This window comes from Escherichia fergusonii ATCC 35469, from assembly GCF_000026225.1.
Taxonomy (GTDB): Bacteria; Pseudomonadota; Gammaproteobacteria; order Enterobacterales; family Enterobacteriaceae; genus Escherichia; species Escherichia fergusonii.
Map to the genome: position 1 here is coordinate 853,907 of NC_011740.1, position 19,577 is coordinate 873,483.

At 52.0% G+C, this 19,577-nt stretch carries 19 protein-coding genes; 17 read left to right on the top strand and 2 right to left on the bottom strand.

Annotated elements, in window-relative coordinates:
• Positions 1-15: 15 nt before the first annotated feature.
• Positions 16-294 (top strand): YfcL family protein, encoded by a 279-nt coding sequence (locus tag EFER_RS04305; protein WP_000559764.1) that lies wholly within the window; start codon positions 16-18, stop codon positions 292-294.
• A gap of 55 nt (positions 295-349) precedes the next feature.
• On the opposite strand, the gene mnmC is transcribed toward EFER_RS04305, so the two are convergent.
• The gene (gene mnmC / locus EFER_RS04310; RefSeq protein WP_000683557.1) at positions 350-2,356 is read right to left on the bottom strand and encodes a bifunctional tRNA (5-methylaminomethyl-2-thiouridine)(34)-methyltransferase MnmC2/FAD-dependent 5-carboxymethylaminomethyl-2-thiouridine(34) oxidoreductase MnmC1; all 2,007 of its coding nucleotides are present in this window, start codon (positions 2,354-2,356) and stop codon (positions 350-352) included.
• Positions 2,357-2,514: 158 nt separating this feature from the next.
• On the opposite strand from mnmC, the gene fabB reads away from it, so the two are divergent.
• Together fabB and EFER_RS04320 are read left to right on the top strand one after the other, a co-directional pair.
• A complete protein-coding gene (gene fabB / locus EFER_RS04315; protein WP_000817190.1) occupies positions 2,515-3,735 on the top strand; it encodes a beta-ketoacyl-ACP synthase I in 1,221 nt (406 codons plus the stop codon).
• Between the two features lie 232 nt (positions 3,736-3,967).
• Complete coding sequence (locus EFER_RS04320; RefSeq protein ID WP_000127809.1) at positions 3,968-5,146, top strand: MFS transporter; 1,179 nt, start codon at positions 3,968-3,970, stop codon at positions 5,144-5,146.
• On the opposite strand, the gene flk is transcribed toward EFER_RS04320, so the two are convergent.
• A complete protein-coding gene (gene flk, locus EFER_RS04325) occupies positions 5,143-6,144 on the bottom strand; it encodes a flagella biosynthesis regulator Flk (protein ID WP_032242969.1) in 1,002 nt (333 codons plus the stop codon). The two genes, EFER_RS04320 and flk, sit on opposite strands and share 4 nt — an antisense overlap.
• A 102-nt stretch (positions 6,145-6,246) precedes the next feature.
• On the opposite strand from flk, the gene pdxB reads away from it, so the two are divergent.
• From pdxB to EFER_RS04395, 14 genes are all read left to right on the top strand, one after another.
• Entirely contained in the window at positions 6,247-7,383 is a 1,137-nt protein-coding gene (pdxB, locus tag EFER_RS04330) for a 4-phosphoerythronate dehydrogenase PdxB (protein WP_000699167.1), read from the top strand.
• 65 nt (positions 7,384-7,448) lie between these two features.
• On the top strand, positions 7,449-8,462 hold the full coding sequence (locus EFER_RS04335) for an aspartate-semialdehyde dehydrogenase (RefSeq protein ID WP_001289155.1): 1,014 nt from the start codon (positions 7,449-7,451) through the stop codon (positions 8,460-8,462).
• Complete coding sequence (gene truA, locus EFER_RS04340; protein WP_001283600.1) at positions 8,462-9,274, top strand: tRNA pseudouridine(38-40) synthase TruA; 813 nt, start codon at positions 8,462-8,464, stop codon at positions 9,272-9,274. Before EFER_RS04335 ends, truA begins: the two co-directional genes overlap by 1 nt.
• Positions 9,275-9,356: 82 nt before the next feature.
• Positions 9,357-10,016, top strand: a complete 660-nt coding sequence (locus tag EFER_RS04345) for a DedA family protein (protein ID WP_000364330.1) — start codon at positions 9,357-9,359, stop codon at positions 10,014-10,016.
• Between the two features lie 155 nt (positions 10,017-10,171).
• Complete coding sequence (accD, locus tag EFER_RS04350; RefSeq protein ID WP_000118404.1) at positions 10,172-11,086, top strand: acetyl-CoA carboxylase, carboxyltransferase subunit beta; 915 nt, start codon at positions 10,172-10,174, stop codon at positions 11,084-11,086.
• A 69-nt stretch (positions 11,087-11,155) separates the two neighbouring features.
• Complete coding sequence (gene folC / locus EFER_RS04355; protein ID WP_000584567.1) at positions 11,156-12,424, top strand: bifunctional tetrahydrofolate synthase/dihydrofolate synthase; 1,269 nt, start codon at positions 11,156-11,158, stop codon at positions 12,422-12,424.
• Positions 12,414-13,064, top strand: a complete 651-nt coding sequence (dedD, locus tag EFER_RS04360; protein WP_000157002.1) for a cell division protein DedD — start codon at positions 12,414-12,416, stop codon at positions 13,062-13,064. Before folC ends, dedD begins: the two co-directional genes overlap by 11 nt.
• A 258-nt stretch (positions 13,065-13,322) precedes the next feature.
• The gene (gene cvpA, locus EFER_RS04365; RefSeq protein WP_000262105.1) at positions 13,323-13,811 is read left to right on the top strand and encodes a colicin V production protein; all 489 of its coding nucleotides are present in this window, start codon (positions 13,323-13,325) and stop codon (positions 13,809-13,811) included.
• Between the two features lie 36 nt (positions 13,812-13,847).
• Positions 13,848-15,365, top strand: a complete 1,518-nt coding sequence (gene purF, locus EFER_RS04370) for an amidophosphoribosyltransferase (protein WP_000334228.1) — start codon at positions 13,848-13,850, stop codon at positions 15,363-15,365.
• A 94-nt stretch (positions 15,366-15,459) separates the two neighbouring features.
• Positions 15,460-16,029: a flavin prenyltransferase UbiX gene (gene ubiX, locus EFER_RS04375; RefSeq protein ID WP_000825697.1), complete on the top strand. Its 570-nt coding sequence runs from the start codon at positions 15,460-15,462 to the stop codon at positions 16,027-16,029.
• A 264-nt stretch (positions 16,030-16,293) separates the two neighbouring features.
• Positions 16,294-17,076, top strand: a complete 783-nt coding sequence (argT, locus tag EFER_RS04380; RefSeq protein WP_000748239.1) for a lysine/arginine/ornithine ABC transporter substrate-binding protein ArgT — start codon at positions 16,294-16,296, stop codon at positions 17,074-17,076.
• 222 nt (positions 17,077-17,298) lie between these two features.
• Entirely contained in the window at positions 17,299-18,081 is a 783-nt protein-coding gene (hisJ, locus tag EFER_RS04385) for a histidine ABC transporter substrate-binding protein HisJ (protein ID WP_000737632.1), read from the top strand.
• An 89-nt stretch (positions 18,082-18,170) separates the two neighbouring features.
• Complete coding sequence (gene hisQ / locus EFER_RS04390; protein ID WP_000965505.1) at positions 18,171-18,857, top strand: histidine ABC transporter permease HisQ; 687 nt, start codon at positions 18,171-18,173, stop codon at positions 18,855-18,857.
• On the top strand, positions 18,854-19,570 hold the full coding sequence (locus EFER_RS04395; RefSeq protein WP_000569957.1) for an ABC transporter permease: 717 nt from the start codon (positions 18,854-18,856) through the stop codon (positions 19,568-19,570). Before hisQ ends, EFER_RS04395 begins: the two co-directional genes overlap by 4 nt.
• The last annotated feature ends 7 nt before the right edge of the window (positions 19,571-19,577 follow it).

The following is a 19,577-nucleotide window of genomic DNA, read 5'->3' on the forward strand; positions in this document are numbered from 1 at the left end:
CAATGAGGAAAGAAGATGATCGCGGAGTTTGAATCACGCATTCTGGCATTAATCGACGGTATGGTTGACCATGCCAGTGATGATGAGTTGTTTGCCAGTGGGTATTTGCGTGGCCACCTGACATTAGCCATCGCAGAACTGGAAAGTGGTGATGACCACTCCGCCCAGGCGGTACATACGACCGTTAGCCAGAGTCTGGAAAAAGCCATTGGTGCCGGTGAGTTGTCGCCGCGAGACCAGGCGCTGGTGACCGATATGTGGGAAAACCTGTTTCAACAGGCTTCACAGCAGTAAGTAATGTGCCGGATAAGGCGTTCACGCCATATCCGGCAAGCAATGCCAAAGCAGATTACCCCGCCTTAACCGCTTTCCCTTTCAACAACTTCCGCACCCATAACCGATTTGGATTTAACGCCGCCAGCGTATTGGCATCCATCGGAATCGGTTCGTCGCTCATCTGCGCCGCCAGAATTTCGGCGCACAGCGGGGCAGAGCACAAACCACGCGAACCCAAAGCAGCAAGCATAAAGAGATCGTCATAAACCGGTGCGCTTACCGCGTTGTCTTGCTGTTCTGTCAGCGAGGTATATTCCACGAGCGTTGCCTCATAATCGGGGGCATTGCCTACCATTGGCAGATGATCGCGAGTGGCACAACGCACACCGCAGCGCGCTTCTTTCTTACTGACATCAACCTCTTTTGCCCACTGCGCCTGCGGGAAACAATCAATCAACCGCTGGCGATTCTGCTGCTGATCTTCATCACTGTACGCCGTATCTTCGCTGCCGCGATGATAACTGGCACCAATACAATGGTGCTGATTCGCCGGATTTTGTGGCGTGAGATAACCGTCATAGCATAGCACTTGCTTCAGCTTCGCCAGTTCCGGCGTTGTTGGAATATGGCTGACTTGACCGGCAACGGAATACATCGGCAGAGACGACGTTTGGCTGAAACCGCTGATTTGATGCCCGTTCGCCAGTACCACTACACTGTGTGTTGCTTGCTGATCTCCTGCAAAATTCAACAACCAACAGTCATCCTGACGGGATAAATCCTTTAACTGATATTGATAATGAATCTGCAAACCCTGCTGTTGCGCCAGTTCCAGCACATTACGGGTCAGTTCTGCTGGACACAGCCATCCACCTTGCGGATAAGTAATACCGCTGCAATTTGTCGCAACGCCCGTAATTTGTTCAACCGCATTAGCCTCAACGGCTACAGCCAGTTCTTCGGGTAAATCCATCGACAACATCTGTGCGATTTTATGCTGGTTTTTCTCATCCCAGCCTAACTGCGTGACGCCGCACCAGTCATGATCAAATTTGACGGGCAATAAATCGTAAAGCCGACGAGCAAATGTGAACGCATTAGAGAAAAAGCGGTTCAACGCCTCATCGTGTTTACTTAAGAGCGGATACAGTGCCCCCTGGCGATTGCCGGAAGCACCCATTGCGGGGGCCTCATCAGCACAATAAAGCGTTACCTGCCATCCACGACGTAATAGCGCCAGCGACAACAATGCGCTGGCGATACCACCGCCGATAATCGCCGCTTCCCGTTTGTGACTACCCGTACGGTTAAACCACGGCGTGGAGCAGGGGAGGGGTAATGTCTGTTCCATCACCCCACAAAGCATTTCCCGTTTACGCCCAAACCCTTTGCGCTTTTGCATGGTAAATCCGGCTTCCTGCAAACCACGGCGGACAAAACCGGCAGACGTAAACGTTGCCAGTGTGCCGCCAGGACGCGCCAGCCTTGCCATTGTGTTAAACAGATTTTGCGTCCACATATCCGGGTTTTTCGCTGGCGCAAAGCCGTCCAGAAACCAGGCGTCTACTTTTTGATTTAGCGAATCGTCCAGTTGACTTGTCAGTTCGTTAATGTCACCAAACCATAAATCCAGCGTCACGCGGCCTTCATCGAGCAATAAACGATGGCAACCGGGCAAGGGCATTGGCCACTGCGCCTGAAGTTTTTCTGCCCACGGTGCCAGTTCTGGCCAGTGTTGATGCGCTAATCCTAAATCCGCACGAGTGAGGGGAAATTTCTCAAAACTAATGAAATGTAAGCGTTGTAATTGCGCTTGCGGATGACCTTCGCGAAACTGATCAAATGCCTGCCATAGCGTCAGGAAGTTTAATCCGGTGCCGAAGCCGCTCTCTGCTACCACAAACAGAGGATGTGGATGCTCAGGAAAGCGTGCTCCTAATTGGTTACCCCCAAGAAAGACATAGCGTGTCTCTTCCAGTCCATTGTCATTGGAAAAGTAAACGTCGTCAAAATCTCGGGAAACAGGTGTACCCTCAGCATTAAATTCAAGATTGGCAGGTTGTATGGCGTAGTGTTTCACGTAAGTTACTCGTCTGGCGGGCAGTCTGACGATCTTAACGATGTGTGTCAGGCTGCGCAAATTTCTCTATTAATCGTCTGATCGGACTTGTTCGGCGTACAAGTGTACGCTATTGTGCCATTCGAAACTTACTATAGTGCGACTTACAGAGGTATTGAATGAAACGTGCAGTGATTACTGGCCTGGGCATCGTTTCCAGCATCGGTAATAACCAGCAGGAAGTCCTGGCATCTCTGCGTGAAGGACGCTCAGGGATCACTTTCTCTCAAGAGCTGAAGGACTCCGGCATGCGTAGCCACGTATGGGGCAACGTAAAACTGGATACCACTGGCCTCATTGACCGCAAAGTTGTGCGCTTTATGAGCGACGCATCCATCTATGCATTCCTTTCCATGGAGCAGGCAATCGCAGATGCTGGCCTCTCCTCGGAAGCTTATCAGAACAACCCACGTGTGGGCCTGATTGCAGGTTCCGGTGGTGGTTCCCCGCGTTTCCAGGTGTTCGGCGCTGACGCAATGCGCGGCCCGCGCGGCCTGAAAGCGGTTGGCCCGTATGTGGTCACCAAAGCGATGGCATCTGGCGTTTCTGCCTGCCTCGCCACGCCGTTTAAAATCCACGGTGTAAACTACTCTATCAGCTCCGCATGTGCGACTTCCGCACACTGTATCGGTAACGCAGTAGAGCAGATCCAACTGGGTAAACAGGACATTGTGTTTGCTGGCGGCGGCGAAGAGCTGTGCTGGGAAATGGCCTGCGAATTCGACGCGATGGGCGCGCTGTCTACTAAATACAACGACACACCGGAAAAAGCTTCCCGTACTTATGACGCTCACCGTGACGGTTTCGTTATCGCTGGCGGCGGCGGTATGGTGGTGGTTGAAGAGCTGGAACACGCGCTGGCGCGTGGTGCTCACATCTACGCTGAAATCGTTGGTTACGGCGCAACGTCTGATGGCGCAGACATGGTTGCTCCGTCTGGCGAAGGCGCAGTACGTTGTATGCAGATGGCGATGCACGGTGTTGATACGCCAATCGACTACCTGAACTCTCACGGTACTTCAACTCCGGTTGGCGACGTGAAAGAGCTTGCGGCTATCCGTGAAGTGTTTGGCGATAAGAGCCCGGCGATTTCTGCAACCAAAGCGATGACTGGTCACTCTCTGGGCGCTGCGGGTGTGCAGGAAGCTATCTACTCTCTGCTGATGCTGGAACATGGCTTTATCGCTCCGAGCATCAACATCGAAGAGCTGGACGAGCAGGCTGCGGGCCTGAACATCGTGACCGAAACGACCGATCGCGAACTGACCACCGTTATGTCTAACAGCTTCGGCTTCGGCGGCACCAACGCCACCCTGGTAATGCGTAAGCTGAAAGATTAATAGATCGGATAAGATGCGCCAGCGTCGCATCCGGCAGTAACGCAAAAGGGAGCCTGACGGCTCCCTTTTTCACATCATTGACAATCATTATCTGTTCCAGGCAAACTTTCCGCTTTGTCGATTTCCTTCTGGTAATACGTACGCGTTAAATCCTGCCAACGCAGCGTAATCCTCAAAGTCAGGCAGAGAAGCGTGGGTTCACCTCGCCTTGCTCTGCATTCTGGAGTAGAGCATGACCGCAGTTAGCCAAACCCAAAAAGCACCTTCAGCGAATGTTTCTCTTTTTCGTATCGCCTTCGCGGTTTTCCTCACTTATATGACCGTCGGTCTGCCGTTACCGGTTATTCCCCTTTTTGTCCATCATGAACTGGGCTACGGCAATACCATGGTCGGGATCGCTGTCGGTGTGCAGTTTCTGGCAACAGTGTTGACGCGCGGATATGCCGGAAAACTTGCTGATCAGTTTGGTGCAAAGCGCTCTGCACTGCAGGGAATGCTGGCATGTGGTCTGGCTGGCGCTTTTTGGTTACTGGCGGCACTAATGCCCGTCTCTGCACCTGCAAAATTCGCTTTGTTAGTTATTGGGCGATTAATTCTTGGTTTTGGCGAAAGCCAGTTGCTGACGGGAACCTTGTCCTGGGGGGTAGGTCTGGTAGGTCCGACTCGTTCAGGGAAGGTGATGTCATGGAACGGGATGGCAATTTATGGCGCACTTGCTGCCGGTGCGCCGTTGGGATTATTGATTCATAGCCATTTTGGTTTTGCGGTGCTGGCAGTGGTGACAATGATTTTACCGCTGCTGGCCTGGGCATTTAATGGCAGCGTCCGCAAAGTTCCGCCACAAACAGGGGAACGCCCGTCATTGTGGAGTGTGGTCGGGTTAATCTGGAAACCAGGTATTGGGCTGGCGCTGCAGGGCGTCGGTTTTGCTGTGATTGGCACGTTTATCTCCCTTTTCTTTGCCAATAATGGTTGGCCAATGGCTGGTTTTACATTAACAGCCTTTGGTGGTGCCTTTGTTTTAATGCGCGTGCTGTTTGGCTGGATGCCGGATCGTTTTGGTGGCGTAAAAGTCGCAATAGCTTCTTTAACTGTGGAAACCATTGGCTTAATTCTGCTATGGCAGGCGCCGGGAGTATGGATTGCACTGGCAGGCGCTGCATTAACAGGTGCTGGTTGTTCGTTAATTTTCCCGGCACTTGGTGTGGAAGTAGTAAAACGTGTTCCGGCGCAGGTGCGTGGTACAGCACTGGGCGGCTACGCCGCCTTTCAGGATATCTCCTACGGTATAACGGGGCCGCTGGCGGGAATGCTGGCGACCTCATTTGGCTACCCGTCGGTTTTTCTTGCCGGGGCGATATCTGCGGTTGTAGGAATAGTGGTTACGCTGCTCTCTTTTCGGCGTGGTTAAATCACCAACCAGATAAGCAGGAGCACAATTAAGAAGGCCATTAAAACCAACCCGGTACTCCCGGTGAAGGATTTAAACGTATCCATCAGTGGAGGGAAAGGGGTAAATAATGGCTGAATATTACGCGGATCGATAAATCCACTTTCTCGCTCCGCACGTTTTAAAAACACGTGATTAAGCAGATCAAGAACCTGGGATGACGTGAGCGCCATTTGCGGCAGGACATTCCAGGTTTGCTGTGCATAATGTTGCAGTTCAGTGAGTTCAGCCCGTTCCAGCGGCTGCTTCAGTGCCATTTGCAACGTTTCCAACGTTGGTGCACTTTGCAAACTCAAAGTCTGACGAGCCTGTAGCCATGTCACAAGATGGGTAAATTGTTTCGCCGGGATAAGTTCACCGTTCTTCACCCCCGAAAGCTCCAGCATCGATTGCCAGATCTGTTTACTTGGCTCCCCGGTCGCGGCAGCAAGTTTAGTCACCAGTTGCTTTAACGTATTATGCTCAGCAGGTAACAACGGGCGAGCAGTTGGTGTGCGTTGCTGTGGTTGCGGGATTGCCAGTTTGCCTTGTTGGAGCAACGTAAGGACATTTTTTAACTGTTCAGGAGTTAGCTGATTCAGCGCGGTTTGACCGTATTGCTGGCGAATGAAATCGCTGACAGCCTGGCGATTATTCCCCTGACTGAGCAGCCCACTCAGTTGTGACAACAATTGGCGGGTCACGTGAGTTTGCTGAGCACGCAGCAGGCGCTGGTTAAGATTAACTTCCGCAGCGGGAAAATGACGTGAGAGCAACGGAGTATCACTTTTCATACCAAGATCATGCTTAACAGCAGCCCATACTTCAGCACTTTGCTGCTTCGTTAATGCAGTCAGGCGGGTTATAAGACGTTCCAGTACAGTGCGTTGCTGTGTTGATAAAGGTTGTTCGCCTGGCCCGGCTGGTTGATTTTGGTTGATATCCGGTGGGCGTGGTGGAGTACCGGAAATAGGTTGCATCATCACTTATCCTTAAATCATAAATCTTCGTAAGTATGCCTGACGGCGAGATTATGGCACACTTGCCCGGTTAACTCTCGTTCTCAAACAGGTAACACAAACGTGAAAATCCTTGTTGATGAAAATATGCCTTATGCCCGCGAATTATTTAGTCGCCTGGGGGAAGTGAAAGCAGTTCCTGGCCGCCCGATTCCCGTCGCTCAACTGGCAGACGCGGATGCGCTGATGGTGCGTTCGGTCACCAAAGTGAATGAATCTTTGCTGGCAGGAAAACCCATTAAATTTGTTGGCACTGCCACAGCGGGGACCGACCATGTCGATGAAGCATGGTTAAAGCAGGCGGGAATTGGTTTTTCCGCAGCACCTGGCTGTAATGCGATTGCGGTGGTGGAATATGTTTTCTCCTCACTGCTGATGCTTGCTGAACGCGATGGATTTTCACTGCATGAGCGTACCGTGGGGATCGTGGGCGTTGGTAACGTTGGTCGGCGTTTACAGGCACGACTGGAAGCGCTGGGGATCAAAACCTTGCTTTGCGATCCGCCGCGTGCCGATCGTGGGGATGAGGGCGATTTCCGTTCGTTGGATGAATTAGTCCAGCATGCGGATATCCTGACATTCCATACGCCACTCTTTAAAGATGGACCGTACAAAACGCTACATCTGGCGGATGAAAAACTGATCCGCAGCCTGAAGCCGGGAGCGATCTTGATTAACGCCTGCCGTGGCGCAGTCGTCGATAATACTGCCCTGTTGACCTGTCTGAATGAAGGGCAGAAGTTAAGCGTAGTGCTGGATGTCTGGGAAGGCGAACCGGAACTCAACGTAGAATTGCTGAAAAAAGTGGATATCGGCACGCCGCATATTGCGGGTTACACCCTCGAAGGTAAAGCCCGTGGCACGACGCAAGTGTTTGAAGCCTATAGCAAGTTTATTGGGCATGAACAACACGTTGCGCTGGATACGTTGCTACCCGCACCAGAGTTTGGTCGCATTACGCTGCATGGTCTGCTCGATCAACCGACGCTGAAAAGGCTGGTGCATTTGGTGTATGATGTGCGCCGCGATGACGCACCGCTGCGTAAAGTCGCCGGAATACCGGGTGAGTTCGATAAACTGCGCAAAAACTATCTTGAGCGCCGTGAATGGTCATCTCTGTATGTGATTTGTGATGACGCCAGTGCGGCATCATTGCTGTGTAAACTGGGTTTTAACGCCGTTCATCATCCGGCACGTTAATCTCTTCTTCATGCTCTCTGCTGTAACATTGGCAGAGAGCTTTGCTATTTCTGGAGTAAACCACCATGTCTGAAGGCTGGAACATTGCCGTCCTGGGCGCAACTGGCGCTGTGGGCGAAGCCCTGCTTGAAACGCTGGCTGAACGTCAGTTCCCGGTTGGGGAAATTTATGCACTGGCACGTAACGAAAGCGCAGGCGAACAACTGCGCTTTGGTGGTAAGACAATCACCGTGCAAGATGCCGCTGAATTCGACTGGACGCAGGCGCAACTGGCGTTTTTTGTCGCAGGCAAAGAAGCCACCGCTGCCTGGATTGAAGAAGCGACCAACTCAGGTTGCCTGGTGATCGACAGCAGCGGATTGTTTGCTCTCGAACCTGACGTACCGCTGGTGGTGCCGGAAGTTAACCCGTTTGTACTGACCGATTACCGCAACCGAAATGTCATCGCCGTACCGGACAGCCTGACCAGCCAGTTGTTGGCAGCACTGAAACCGTTAATCGATCAGGGCGGTTTGTCACGTATCAGCGTCACCAGCCTGATTTCTGCCTCCGCCCAGGGTAAAAAAGCGGTCGATGCGTTAGCAGGGCAGAGCGCGAAACTGTTGAACGGCATTCCGATTGATGAAGAGGATTTCTTTGGTCGTCAGCTGGCGTTCAACATGCTGCCGTTACTGCCGGATAGCGAAGGTAGCGTGCGTGAAGAACGTCGTATCGTTGACGAAGTACGCAAAATCCTGCAAGACGAAGGGCTGATGATTTCGGCAAGTGTTGTTCAGGCACCGGTATTTTACGGTCATGCCCAGATGGTCAACTTTGAAGCTCTACGTCCGCTGGCGGCAGAAGAAGCGCGTGATGCGTTTGCTCAAGGCGAAGATATTGTGCTCTCTGAAGAGAACGAATTCCCGACGCAGGTGGGGGATGCTTCTGGTACGCCGCATCTTTCCGTTGGCTGCGTACGTAATGACTACGGTATGCCGGAACAAGTCCAGTTCTGGTCGGTGGCCGATAACGTTCGCTTTGGCGGCGCGCTGATGGCAGTAAAAATCGCCGAGAAACTGGTGCAGGAGTATCTGTACTAATGTCCGACCAGCAACAACCGCCAGTTTATAAAATTGCGCTGGGCATTGAGTACGACGGCAGTAGGTATTACGGCTGGCAACGGCAGAATGAAGTACGCAGTGTGCAGGAGAAGCTGGAAAAGGCGCTCTCCCAGGTGGCGAACGAACCCATCACCGTCTTCTGCGCCGGACGTACTGACGCAGGCGTACACGGTACAGGGCAGGTTGTGCATTTCGAAACGACCGCGCAGCGCAAAGACGCTGCGTGGACGTTGGGCGTAAATGCGAATTTACCTGGTGACATCGCCGTGCGTTGGGTTAAAGCTGTACCTGATGATTTTCATGCCCGATTTAGCGCCACGGCTCGCCGTTATCGCTACATCATCTACAATCATCGGCTGCGTCCGGCAGTGCTGAGTAAAGGGGTAACCCATTTTTACGAACCGCTGGACGCTGAACGGATGCATCGGGCCGCGCAATGCCTGCTGGGCGAGAATGATTTCACCTCGTTCCGTGCGGTGCAGTGCCAGTCCCGAACCCCGTGGCGCAATGTTATGCATATTAACGTCACGCGTCACGGTCCTTATGTGGTGGTAGATATCAAAGCAAATGCCTTTGTACATCATATGGTCAGGAATATTGTCGGCAGCCTGATGGAAGTCGGTGCCAACAACCAGCCGGAGAGCTGGATAGCAGAACTGCTGGCAGCAAAGGACAGAACGCTGGCGGCAGCAACGGCAAAAGCGGAAGGACTATATCTGGTTGCGGTGGATTACCCTGACCGGTTTGATCTTCCAAAACCGCCAATGGGCCCGCTATTTCTGGCGGACTAACGAGAATAATGCTCGGAACATTTCAGGCTGTAGCCAACGTAGTTACAGCCTGAAAGATGACGAGTACAAGGCATAGGCTAATATGGACCTGATTTATTTCCTCATCGATTTTATCCTGCACATTGACGTGCATCTGGCAGAACTGGTCGCAGAGTATGGCGTCTGGGTTTATGCGATTTTGTTCTTAATTTTGTTTTGTGAAACCGGTCTGGTGGTAACGCCGTTTTTACCGGGTGATTCATTGCTGTTTGTTGCTGGTGCGTTGGCATCACTGGAAACCAACGATCTCAACGTCCATATGATGGTGGTGCTGATGCTGATCGCCGCGATTGTGGGTGACGCAGTGAACTACACCATTGGACGGTTATTTGGTGACAAACTGTTCAGTAATCCGGATTCGAAAATCTTTCGTCGCAGTTATCTTGATAAGACTCATCAGTTTTACGAGAGACATGGCGGCAAAACGATTATTCTCGCCCGTTTTGTACCGATCGTCAGAACGTTCGCGCCGTTCGTTGCGGGAATGGGCCACATGTCGTATCGTCATTTCGCCGCTTTTAACGTCATCGGCGCGTTGCTATGGGTACTGATTTTTACCTACGCGGGTTATTTCTTCGGAACGCTCCCCTTCATTCAGAGCAACCTTAAACTGATGATTGTTGGCATTATTTTTGTTTCAATATTGCCAGGTGTCTTCGAATTTATCCGTCACAAACGCGCTGCGGCACGCGCCGCAAAATAAAAAGTAACTCCGCGGTTCGACCACTTTTTTATCCAAAGTTTCGGGCTGTTATGTTTTAATGTGCAACATTCATGGTCTGTTGGGGGCAAAAATGGCATTATGCGTCCCCAAAGATAAAACTGGCATCGAACCAGGTTCAGACAGAAAGGTCCCTAATGAGCTGGATTGAACGAATTAAAAGCAACATTACTCCCACCCGCAAGGCGAGCATTCCTGAAGGGGTGTGGACTAAGTGTGATAGCTGCGGTCAGGTTTTATACCGCGCTGAGCTGGAACGTAATCTTGAGGTCTGTCCGAAGTGTGACCATCACATGCGTATGACAGCGCGTAATCGCCTGCATAGCCTGTTAGATGAAGGAAGCCTTGTGGAGCTGGGTAGCGAGCTTGAGCCGAAAGATGTGCTGAAGTTTCGTGACTCCAAGAAGTATAAAGACCGTCTGGCTTCTGCGCAGAAAGAAACCGGCGAAAAAGATGCGCTGGTGGTGATGAAAGGCACCCTGTATGGAATGCCGGTTGTCGCTGCGGCATTCGAGTTCGCCTTTATGGGCGGTTCCATGGGGTCTGTGGTAGGTGCACGTTTCGTACGTGCTGTTGAGCAGGCGCTGGAAGATAACTGCCCCCTGATCTGCTTCTCCGCCTCTGGTGGCGCACGTATGCAGGAAGCACTAATGTCGCTGATGCAGATGGCGAAAACCTCTGCGGCGCTGGCAAAAATGCAGGAGCGCGGCTTGCCGTACATCTCCGTGCTGACCGACCCGACCATGGGCGGTGTTTCTGCAAGTTTCGCCATGCTGGGCGATCTCAACATTGCTGAACCGAAAGCGTTAATCGGCTTTGCCGGTCCGCGTGTTATCGAACAGACCGTTCGCGAAAAACTGCCGCCAGGATTCCAGCGCAGTGAATTCCTGATCGAGAAAGGTGCGATCGACATGATCGTCCGTCGTCCGGAAATGCGCCTGAAACTGGCGAGCATTCTGGCGAAGTTGATGAATTTGCCAGCGCCGAATCCTGAAGCGCCGCGTGAAGGCGTAGTGGTGCCACCGGTACCGGATCAGGAACCTGAGGCCTGATAACTGATAAGGGCAGGGCCACTGGCTCTGCCCTTTTGCTATTCTCACCGTAACGAATCAGCGGATACCATGATTATCAAACGCACTCCTCAAGCCGCGTCGCCTCTGGCTTCGTGGCTTTCTTATCTGGAAAACCTGCACAGTAAAACTATCGATCTTGGCCTTGAGCGCGTAAGTCAGGTCGCGGCACGTCTTGGCGTTCTGAAACCAGCGCCATTTGTATTTACCGTTGCGGGTACGAATGGCAAAGGCACCACCTGCCGTACGCTGGAGTCGATTCTGATGGCGGCAGGGTACAAAGTGGGCGTCTACAGTTCGCCGCATCTGGTGCGTTATACCGAGCGCGTTCGTGTGCAGGGCCAGGAATTGCCGGAATCGGCCCACACAGCCTCTTTTGCGGAGATTGAATCGGCACGCGGTGATATTTCCCTGACCTATTTCGAGTACGGTACGCTGTCGGCGTTGTGGCTGTTCAAACAGGCACAACTAGACGTGGTGATCCTGGAAGTAGGGCTGGGCGGACGTCTGGATGCAACCAATATTGTCGATGCTGATGTTGCGGTGGTGACCAGCATTGCGCTGGATCATACCGACTGGTTGGGGCCAGATCGCGAAAGCATTGGTCGTGAGAAAGCAGGGATTTTCCGCAATGAAAAACCGGCAATTGTCGGAGAGCCTGAAATGCCTTCTACCATTGCTGATGTGGCGCAGGAAAAAGGCGCACTGCTACAACGTCGGGGCATTGAGTGGAATTATTCCGTCAGCGACAATGACTGGACGTTTAGCGATGCTTACGGCACGCTGGAAAATCTGCCGTTGCCGCTTGTCCCGCAACCGAATGCCGCAACGGCGCTGGCGGCACTGCGTGCCAGCGGGCTGGAGGTCAGTGAAAATGCCATTCGCGACGGGATTGCCAGCGCAATTTTGCCAGGACGTTTCCAGATTGTGAGCGAGTCGCCACGCGTTATTTTTGATGTCGCGCATAATCCACATGCGGCGGAATATCTCACCGGGCGTATGAAAGCGTTACCGAAAAACGGGCGCGTGCTGGCGGTTATCGGTATGCTACATGATAAAGATATTGCCGGAACTCTGGCCTGGTTGAAAAGCGTGGTTGATGACTGGTATTGTGCGCCACTGGAAGGGCCGCGCGGTGCCACGGCAGAACAACTGCTTGAGCATTTGGGTAACGGCAAATCATTTGATAGCGTGGCGCAGGCATGGGATGCCGCAATGGCGGACGCTAAAGCGGAAGATACCGTGCTGGTGTGTGGTTCGTTCCACACGGTCGCACATGTCATGGAAGTGATTGACGCGAGGAGAAGCGGTGGCAAGTAAGTTTCAGAATCGGTTAGTGGGTACGATCGTGCTGGTGGCGCTGGGGGTGATTGTACTTCCAGGGTTGCTGGACGGGCAGAAAAAACATTATCAGGATGAGTTCGCGGCTATCCCGCTGGTGCCAAAAGCGGGCGATCGCGATGAGCCTGATATGATGCCAGCCGCCACCCAGGCGCTGCCGACGCAGCCGCCGGAAGGCGCAGCGGAAGAGGTGCGGGCAGGTGATGCTGCCGCGCCGTCGCTCGATCCGGCCACTATTGCAGCCAATAACACCGAGTTTGAACCGGAACCTGCACCGGTCATCCCACCGAAGCCGAAACCGGTGGAGCCGCCTAAGCCGAAGGTTGAAGCACCACCTGCGCCGAAGCCGGTCGTGGAAGAAAAAGCCGCCCCGACGGGTAAAGCCTATGTTGTACAACTGGGGGCACTGAAAAATGCCGATAAAGTGAATGAGATTGTCGGTAAGCTGCGCGGTGCCGGTTATCGGGTTTATACGTCGCCATCCACGCCAGTGCAGGGTAAAATTACCCGTATTCTGGTTGGGCCGGATGCCTCGAAAGATAAGCTGAAAGGTTCGCTGGGTGAGTTGAAGCAACTTTCTGGCTTAAGCGGCGTGGTAATGGGTTATACACCGAATTAATACGGTCTTGTCTGATGCGACGCTGGCGCGTCTTATCAGTCCTACGCAGGAGTAGAACCGTAGGTCGGATAAGGCGTTTACGCCGCATCCGACACGCATTGTCCGATGCCGCAAAGGCATAAAAAGTCGATGGCGTTGAATATTTTTTCAGCGCCATTTTTATTGATGCGCGGGAAGGAAATCCCTACGCAAACGTTTTCTTTTTCTGTTAGAATGCGCCCCGAACAGGATGACAGGGCGTAAAATCGTGGGACACATATGGTCTGGATTGATTACGCCATAATCGCGGTGATTGCTTTTTCTTCTCTGGTTAGCCTGATCCGCGGCTTTGTTCGTGAAGCGTTATCGCTGGTGACATGGGGTTGTGCTTTCTTTGTTGCCAGTCATTACTACACTTACCTGTCAGCCTGGTTTACGGGCTTTGAAGACGAACTGGTTCGAAATGGGATTGCCATTGCGGTACTGTTTATCGCTACCCTGATCGTTGGTGCTATCGTGAACTTCGTGATAGGCCAGCTGGTAGAGAAAACGGGGTTGTCAGGCACCGATCGGGTGCTGGGCGTCTGTTTCGGTGCGTTGCGCGGTGTGTTGATTGTTGCTGCCATTCTCTTCTTTCTCGACTCCTTTACCGGGGTGTCGAAAAGCGAAGACTGGAGCAAATCACAGCTGATCCCGCAGTTCAGTTTTATCATCAGATGGTTTTTTGATTATCTGCAAAGCTCGTCAAGTTTCTTGCCCAGAGCGTAAGTGCTCTGAGATGTGGCTTAACGAGGAAAAAGACGTATGTGCGGTATTGTCGGTATCGCCGGTGTTATGCCGGTTAACCAGTCGATTTATGATGCCTTAACGGTGCTTCAGCATCGCGGTCAGGATGCCGCCGGCATCATCACCATTGATGCCAATAACTGCTTCCGTTTGCGTAAAGCGAACGGGCTGGTGAGCGATGTATTTGAAGCTCGCCATATGCAGCGTTTGCAGGGCAATATGGGCATTGGTCATGTGCGTTACCCCACGGCTGGTAGCTCCAGCGCCTCTGAAGCGCAGCCGTTTTACGTTAACTCCCCGTATGGCATTACTCTTGCCCACAACGGCAATCTGACCAACGCTCACGAGTTGCGTAAAAAACTGTTTGAAGAAAAACGCCGCCACATCAACACCACTTCCGACTCGGAAATTCTGCTTAATATCTTCGCCAGCGAGCTGGACAACTTCCGCCACTACCCACTGGAAGCCGACAACATCTTCGCCGCCATCGCCGCTACAAACCGCTTAATCCGCGGTGCGTATGCCTGTGTGGCGATGATTATCGGCCACGGTATGGTTGCTTTCCGCGATCCTAACGGTATTCGTCCGCTGGTACTGGGGAAACGTGATATTGACGAGAACCGCACAGAATATATGGTCGCTTCCGAAAGCGTTGCGCTCGATACGCTGGGCTTTGAGTTCCTGCGTGATGTCGCCCCAGGCGAGGCGATTTACATCACTGAAGAAGGGCAGTTGTTTACCCGTCAGTGCGCTGACAACCCGGTCAGCAATCCGTGCCTGTTCGAGTATGTTTACTTTGCCCGACCAGACTCGTTCATCGACAAAATTTCCGTTTACAGCGCGCGTGTGAATATGGGCACCAAGCTGGGCGAGAAAATTGCTCGCGAATGGGAAGATCTGGATATCGACGTGGTGATCCCAATTCCGGAAACCTCTTGTGATATCGCGCTGGAAATTGCTCGTATTCTGGGCAAACCGTACCGCCAGGGCTTTGTGAAAAACCGCTATGTTGGCCGCACCTTCATTATGCCGGGTCAGCAGCTGCGTCGTAAGTCCGTGCGCCGTAAACTGAACGCCAACCGCGCTGAATTCCGTGATAAAAACGTCCTGCTGGTCGACGACTCCATCGTCCGTGGCACCACTTCTGAGCAGATTATCGAGATGGCGCGTGAAGCCGGAGCGAAGAAAGTTTACCTCGCTTCTGCGGCACCGGAAATTCGCTTCCCGAACGTTTACGGGATTGATATGCCAAGCGCCACGGAGCTTATCGCCCACGGTCGTGAAGTGGATGAAATTCGCCAGATCATCGGTGCTGATGGTTTGATTTTCCAGGATCTGAATGATCTGATCGAAGCTGTTCGCGCTGAAAACCCGGATATCCAGCAGTTTGAATGCTCGGTGTTCAACGGCGTTTACGTCACCAAAGATGTTGATCAGGGCTACCTCGATTTCCTTGATACTTTACGTAATGACGACGCCAAAGCCGTGCAACGTCAGAACGAAGTGGAAAATCTCGAAATGCATAACGAAGGATAATGACTTCGCTCAGGGTGCCGGTCTGGCACCCTGACTTGCAACTCCTGCCGAAATCCTGCAAAGTCTGCCTGCAAGTCTGACAGGGCAACTATTTATGAAACGACTCATTGTGGGCATCAGCGGTGCCAGCGGCGCGATTTATGGCGTGCGTTTATTACAGGTTCTGCGCGATGTCACAGATATCGAAACGCATCTGGTAATGAGCCAGGCGGCGCGCCAGACCTTATCCCTTGAAACGGATTTCTCCCTGCGTGATGTGCAGGCATTAGCCGATGTCACGCACGATGCGCGCGATATTGCCGCCAGCATCTCTTCCGGTTCTTTCCAGACGTTGGGGATGGTGATTTTACCCTGTTCAATCAAAACCCTGTCCGGCATTGTGCATAGCTATACGGATGGCTTACTGACCCGTGCAGCAGACGTGGTGCTGAAAGAGCGTCGCCCTCTGGTGCTCTGCGTACGTGAAACACCGCTGCACTTAGGCCACCTGCGTTTAATGACTCAGGCGGCGGAAATCGGTGCGGTAATTATGCCTCCCGTTCCGGCATTTTATCATCGCCCACAATCCCTTGATGATGTGATAAATCAGACGGTTAACCGTGTTCTTGACCAGTTTGCGATAAATCTACCCGAAGATCTCTTTGCCCGCTGGCAGGGCGCATAACTCCACTGTTGCCCTGTTTCAGGGCAATTTTGCAACCGCGATCAAATCCTCAACATTTTGTTCCTGCCATTCAATCTAAACGCTGCGATCCAACCGCCATACCTGCTATCTTCAACTTCAGGACAATAATGCAACGTCTTATTAACATATTTAACGTTGAATGTTACTGTTGTCGTCAAGATGGCATAAGACCTGCATGAACGAGCCTGCAAACACACAACACAATACACAACATAAAAAAGCCATTTCACTTGAGGGTTATGTATGAAGAAGTCGATTCTCGCTCTGTCTTTGTTAGTCGGGATTTCCGCAGCAGCTTCCAGCTACGCGGCGCTGCCGGAGACGGTACGTATCGGAACGGATACCACCTATGCACCGTTCTCATCGAAAGATGCCAAAGGTGATTTTGTTGGCTTTGATATCGATCTCGGTAACGAGATGTGCAAACGGATGCAGGTAAAATGTACCTGGGTTGCCAGTGACTTTGACGCGCTGATCCCCTCACTGAAAGCGAAAAAGATCGACGCCATTATTTCGTCGCTCTCCATTACCGATAAACGTCAGCAGGAGATTGCCTTCTCCGACAAACTGTACGCCGCTGACTCTCGTCTGATTGCCGCCAAAGGTTCGCCGATTCAGCCAACGCTGGATTCACTGAAAGGTAAACATGTGGGTGTGCTGCAGGGATCAACCCAGGAAGCTTACGCTAACGAGACCTGGCGTAGCAAAGGCGTGGATGTGGTGGCCTATGCCAACCAGGATTTGGTCTATTCCGATCTGGCTGCAGGACGTCTGGATGCCGCACTGCAGGATGAAGTGGCGGCCAGCGAAGGTTTCCTCAAGCAACCAGCCGGTAAAGAGTTCGCTTTTGCTGGCTCATCAGTGAAAGACAAAAAATACTTCGGTGACGGCACCGGTGTAGGGCTACGTAAAGATGATGCTGAACTGACGGCTGCGTTTAATAAGGCGCTTGGCGAGCTGCGTCAGGATGGCACCTACGACAAGATGGCGAAAAAGTATTTCGACTTTAATGTCTACGGCGATTAATACGCCATGGGAAAAATGCACCAGCTGAGTAATCCAGACTGGTGCAATTCAGATTCTTTGCACTACGATGGTGCAATTAAATGCATACTTAAGCATGTTTAATGCAAAATAATCCGGTCTGCAGGGCAGAAAGTTTTGCCATATTGACCAGTTTAATGGCACGATAACTACGCGATAATCTGAATATATTCCCTATAAAAAGACAGTCAGTTGAGGACAGTTATGAAAAAGTTGGTGTTGTCTCTTTCTCTGGTTCTTGCATTCTCCAGCGTTACGGCGGCCTTTGCGGCTATTCCGCAAAATATTCGCATCGGTACTGACCCGACTTATGCACCGTTTGAATCAAAGAATTCACAGGGTGAATTGGTTGGCTTTGATATCGATCTGGCAAAGGAATTATGCAAACGCATCAATACGCAATGTACGTTTGTCGAAAACCCGCTGGATGCGTTAATCCCGTCCTTAAAAGCGAAGAAGATTGACGCCATCATGTCATCGCTTTCCATTACGGAAAAACGTCAACAGGAAATTGCCTTCACCGACAAACTGTACGCTGCCGACTCTCGTCTGGTAGTGGCGAAAAATTCCGACATTCAGCCGACAGTCGAGTCGCTGAAAGGCAAGCGCGTAGGCGTATTGCAGGGCACCACCCAGGAGACGTTCGGTAACGAACACTGGGCACCAAAAGGCATTGAAATCGTCTCTTATCAGGGGCAGGACAACATTTATTCTGACCTGACTGCCGGACGTATTGATGCCGCATTCCAGGATGAGGTCGCTGCCAGCGAAGGTTTCCTCAAACAACCCGTTGGTAAAGATTACAAATTCGGTGGTCCGTCTGTTAAAGATGAAAAACTGTTTGGCGTAGGGACCGGCATGGGCCTGCGTAAAGAAGATAACGAACTGCGCGAGGCACTGAACAAAGCCTTTGCCGAAATGCGCGCTGACGGTACTTACGAGAAATTAGCGAAAAAGTACTTCGATTTTGATGTTTATGGTGGTTAATCGCCATCGGTGAAAGAAAGCCCGCTCCCTTCGGGTAACCGGAGGGAGACAAGAGGCGGTAATTCACCACACACGACAGGACAGGCAGCATGTTGTATGGGTTTTCAGGTGTTATTTTACAGGGTGCGCTCGTCACGCTGGAGCTGGCGATCAGCTCTGTAGTGCTCGCTGTAATCATCGGTTTAATTGGCGCTGGCGGTAAGCTCTCGCAAAATCGGTTTTCGGGGCTCATTTTTGAAGGGTATACCACGCTGATTCGTGGCGTGCCGGATTTAGTGTTGATGCTGCTGATTTTCTACGGTTTGCAGATTGCACTAAACACGGTGACGGAGGCGATGGGCGTCGGGCAGATTGATATTGATCCGATGGTCGCAGGTATTATCACTCTCGGTTTTATCTACGGTGCTTACTTCACCGAAACGTTCCGTGGCGCGTTTATGGCAGTGCCGAAAGGGCATATAGAGGCGGCGACGGCGTTCGGTTTTACTCGTGGGCAAGTGTTTCGGCGGATCATGTTTCCGGCGATGATGCGTTACGCCCTGCCAGGCATTGGCAACAACTGGCAGGTGATCCTCAAATCTACCGCTCTGGTTTCGTTACTTGGCCTGGAAGATGTGGTCAAAGCCACGCAGCTGGCAGGCAAAAGTACCTGGGAACCGTTCTATTTCGCCATCGTCTGTGGCGTGATTTACCTGGTTTTCACCACCGTTTCCAATGGTGTGCTGCTGTTCCTTGAGCGCCGCTACTCCGTGGGTGTGAAGAGGGCTGACCTGTGATCGAAATCTTACATGAATACTGGAAACCACTGCTGTGGACCGACGGTTATCGCTTTACCGGCGTGGCAATCACCCTGTGGCTGCTGATTTTGTCGGTTGTGATAGGTGGAGTTCTGGCGCTGTTTCTGGCGATTGGTCGCGTCTCCAGCAATAAATACATCCAGTTTCCAATCTGGTTATTTACTTATATTTTTCGCGGTACACCGCTGTATGTTCAATTGCTGGTGTTCTATTCCGGCATGTACACGCTGGAGATTGTTAAGGGTACCGAGTTCCTTAACGCCTTTTTCCGCAGTGGCCTGAATTGTACTGTGCTGGCGCTGACGCTTAACACCTGTGCTTACACCACCGAGATTTTTGCCGGGGCAATCCGTTCAGTACCGCATGGGGAAATTGAAGCCGCCAGAGCCTATGGCTTCTCGACCTTTAAAATGTATCGCTGCATTATTTTGCCATCGGCGCTGCGTATTGCGTTACCGGCATACAGCAACGAAGTGATCCTGATGCTGCACTCTACTGCGCTGGCGTTTACGGCTACTGTGCCGGATCTGCTGAAAATAGCCCGCGATATTAACGCCGCCACGTATCAACCTTTTACCGCTTTCGGTATAGCCGCGGTGCTCTATTTAATCATCTCTTATGTCCTGATCAGTCTGTTCCGCAAAGCGGAAAAACGCTGGTTGCAGCATGTGAAACCTTCTTCAACGCACTGAGAATACG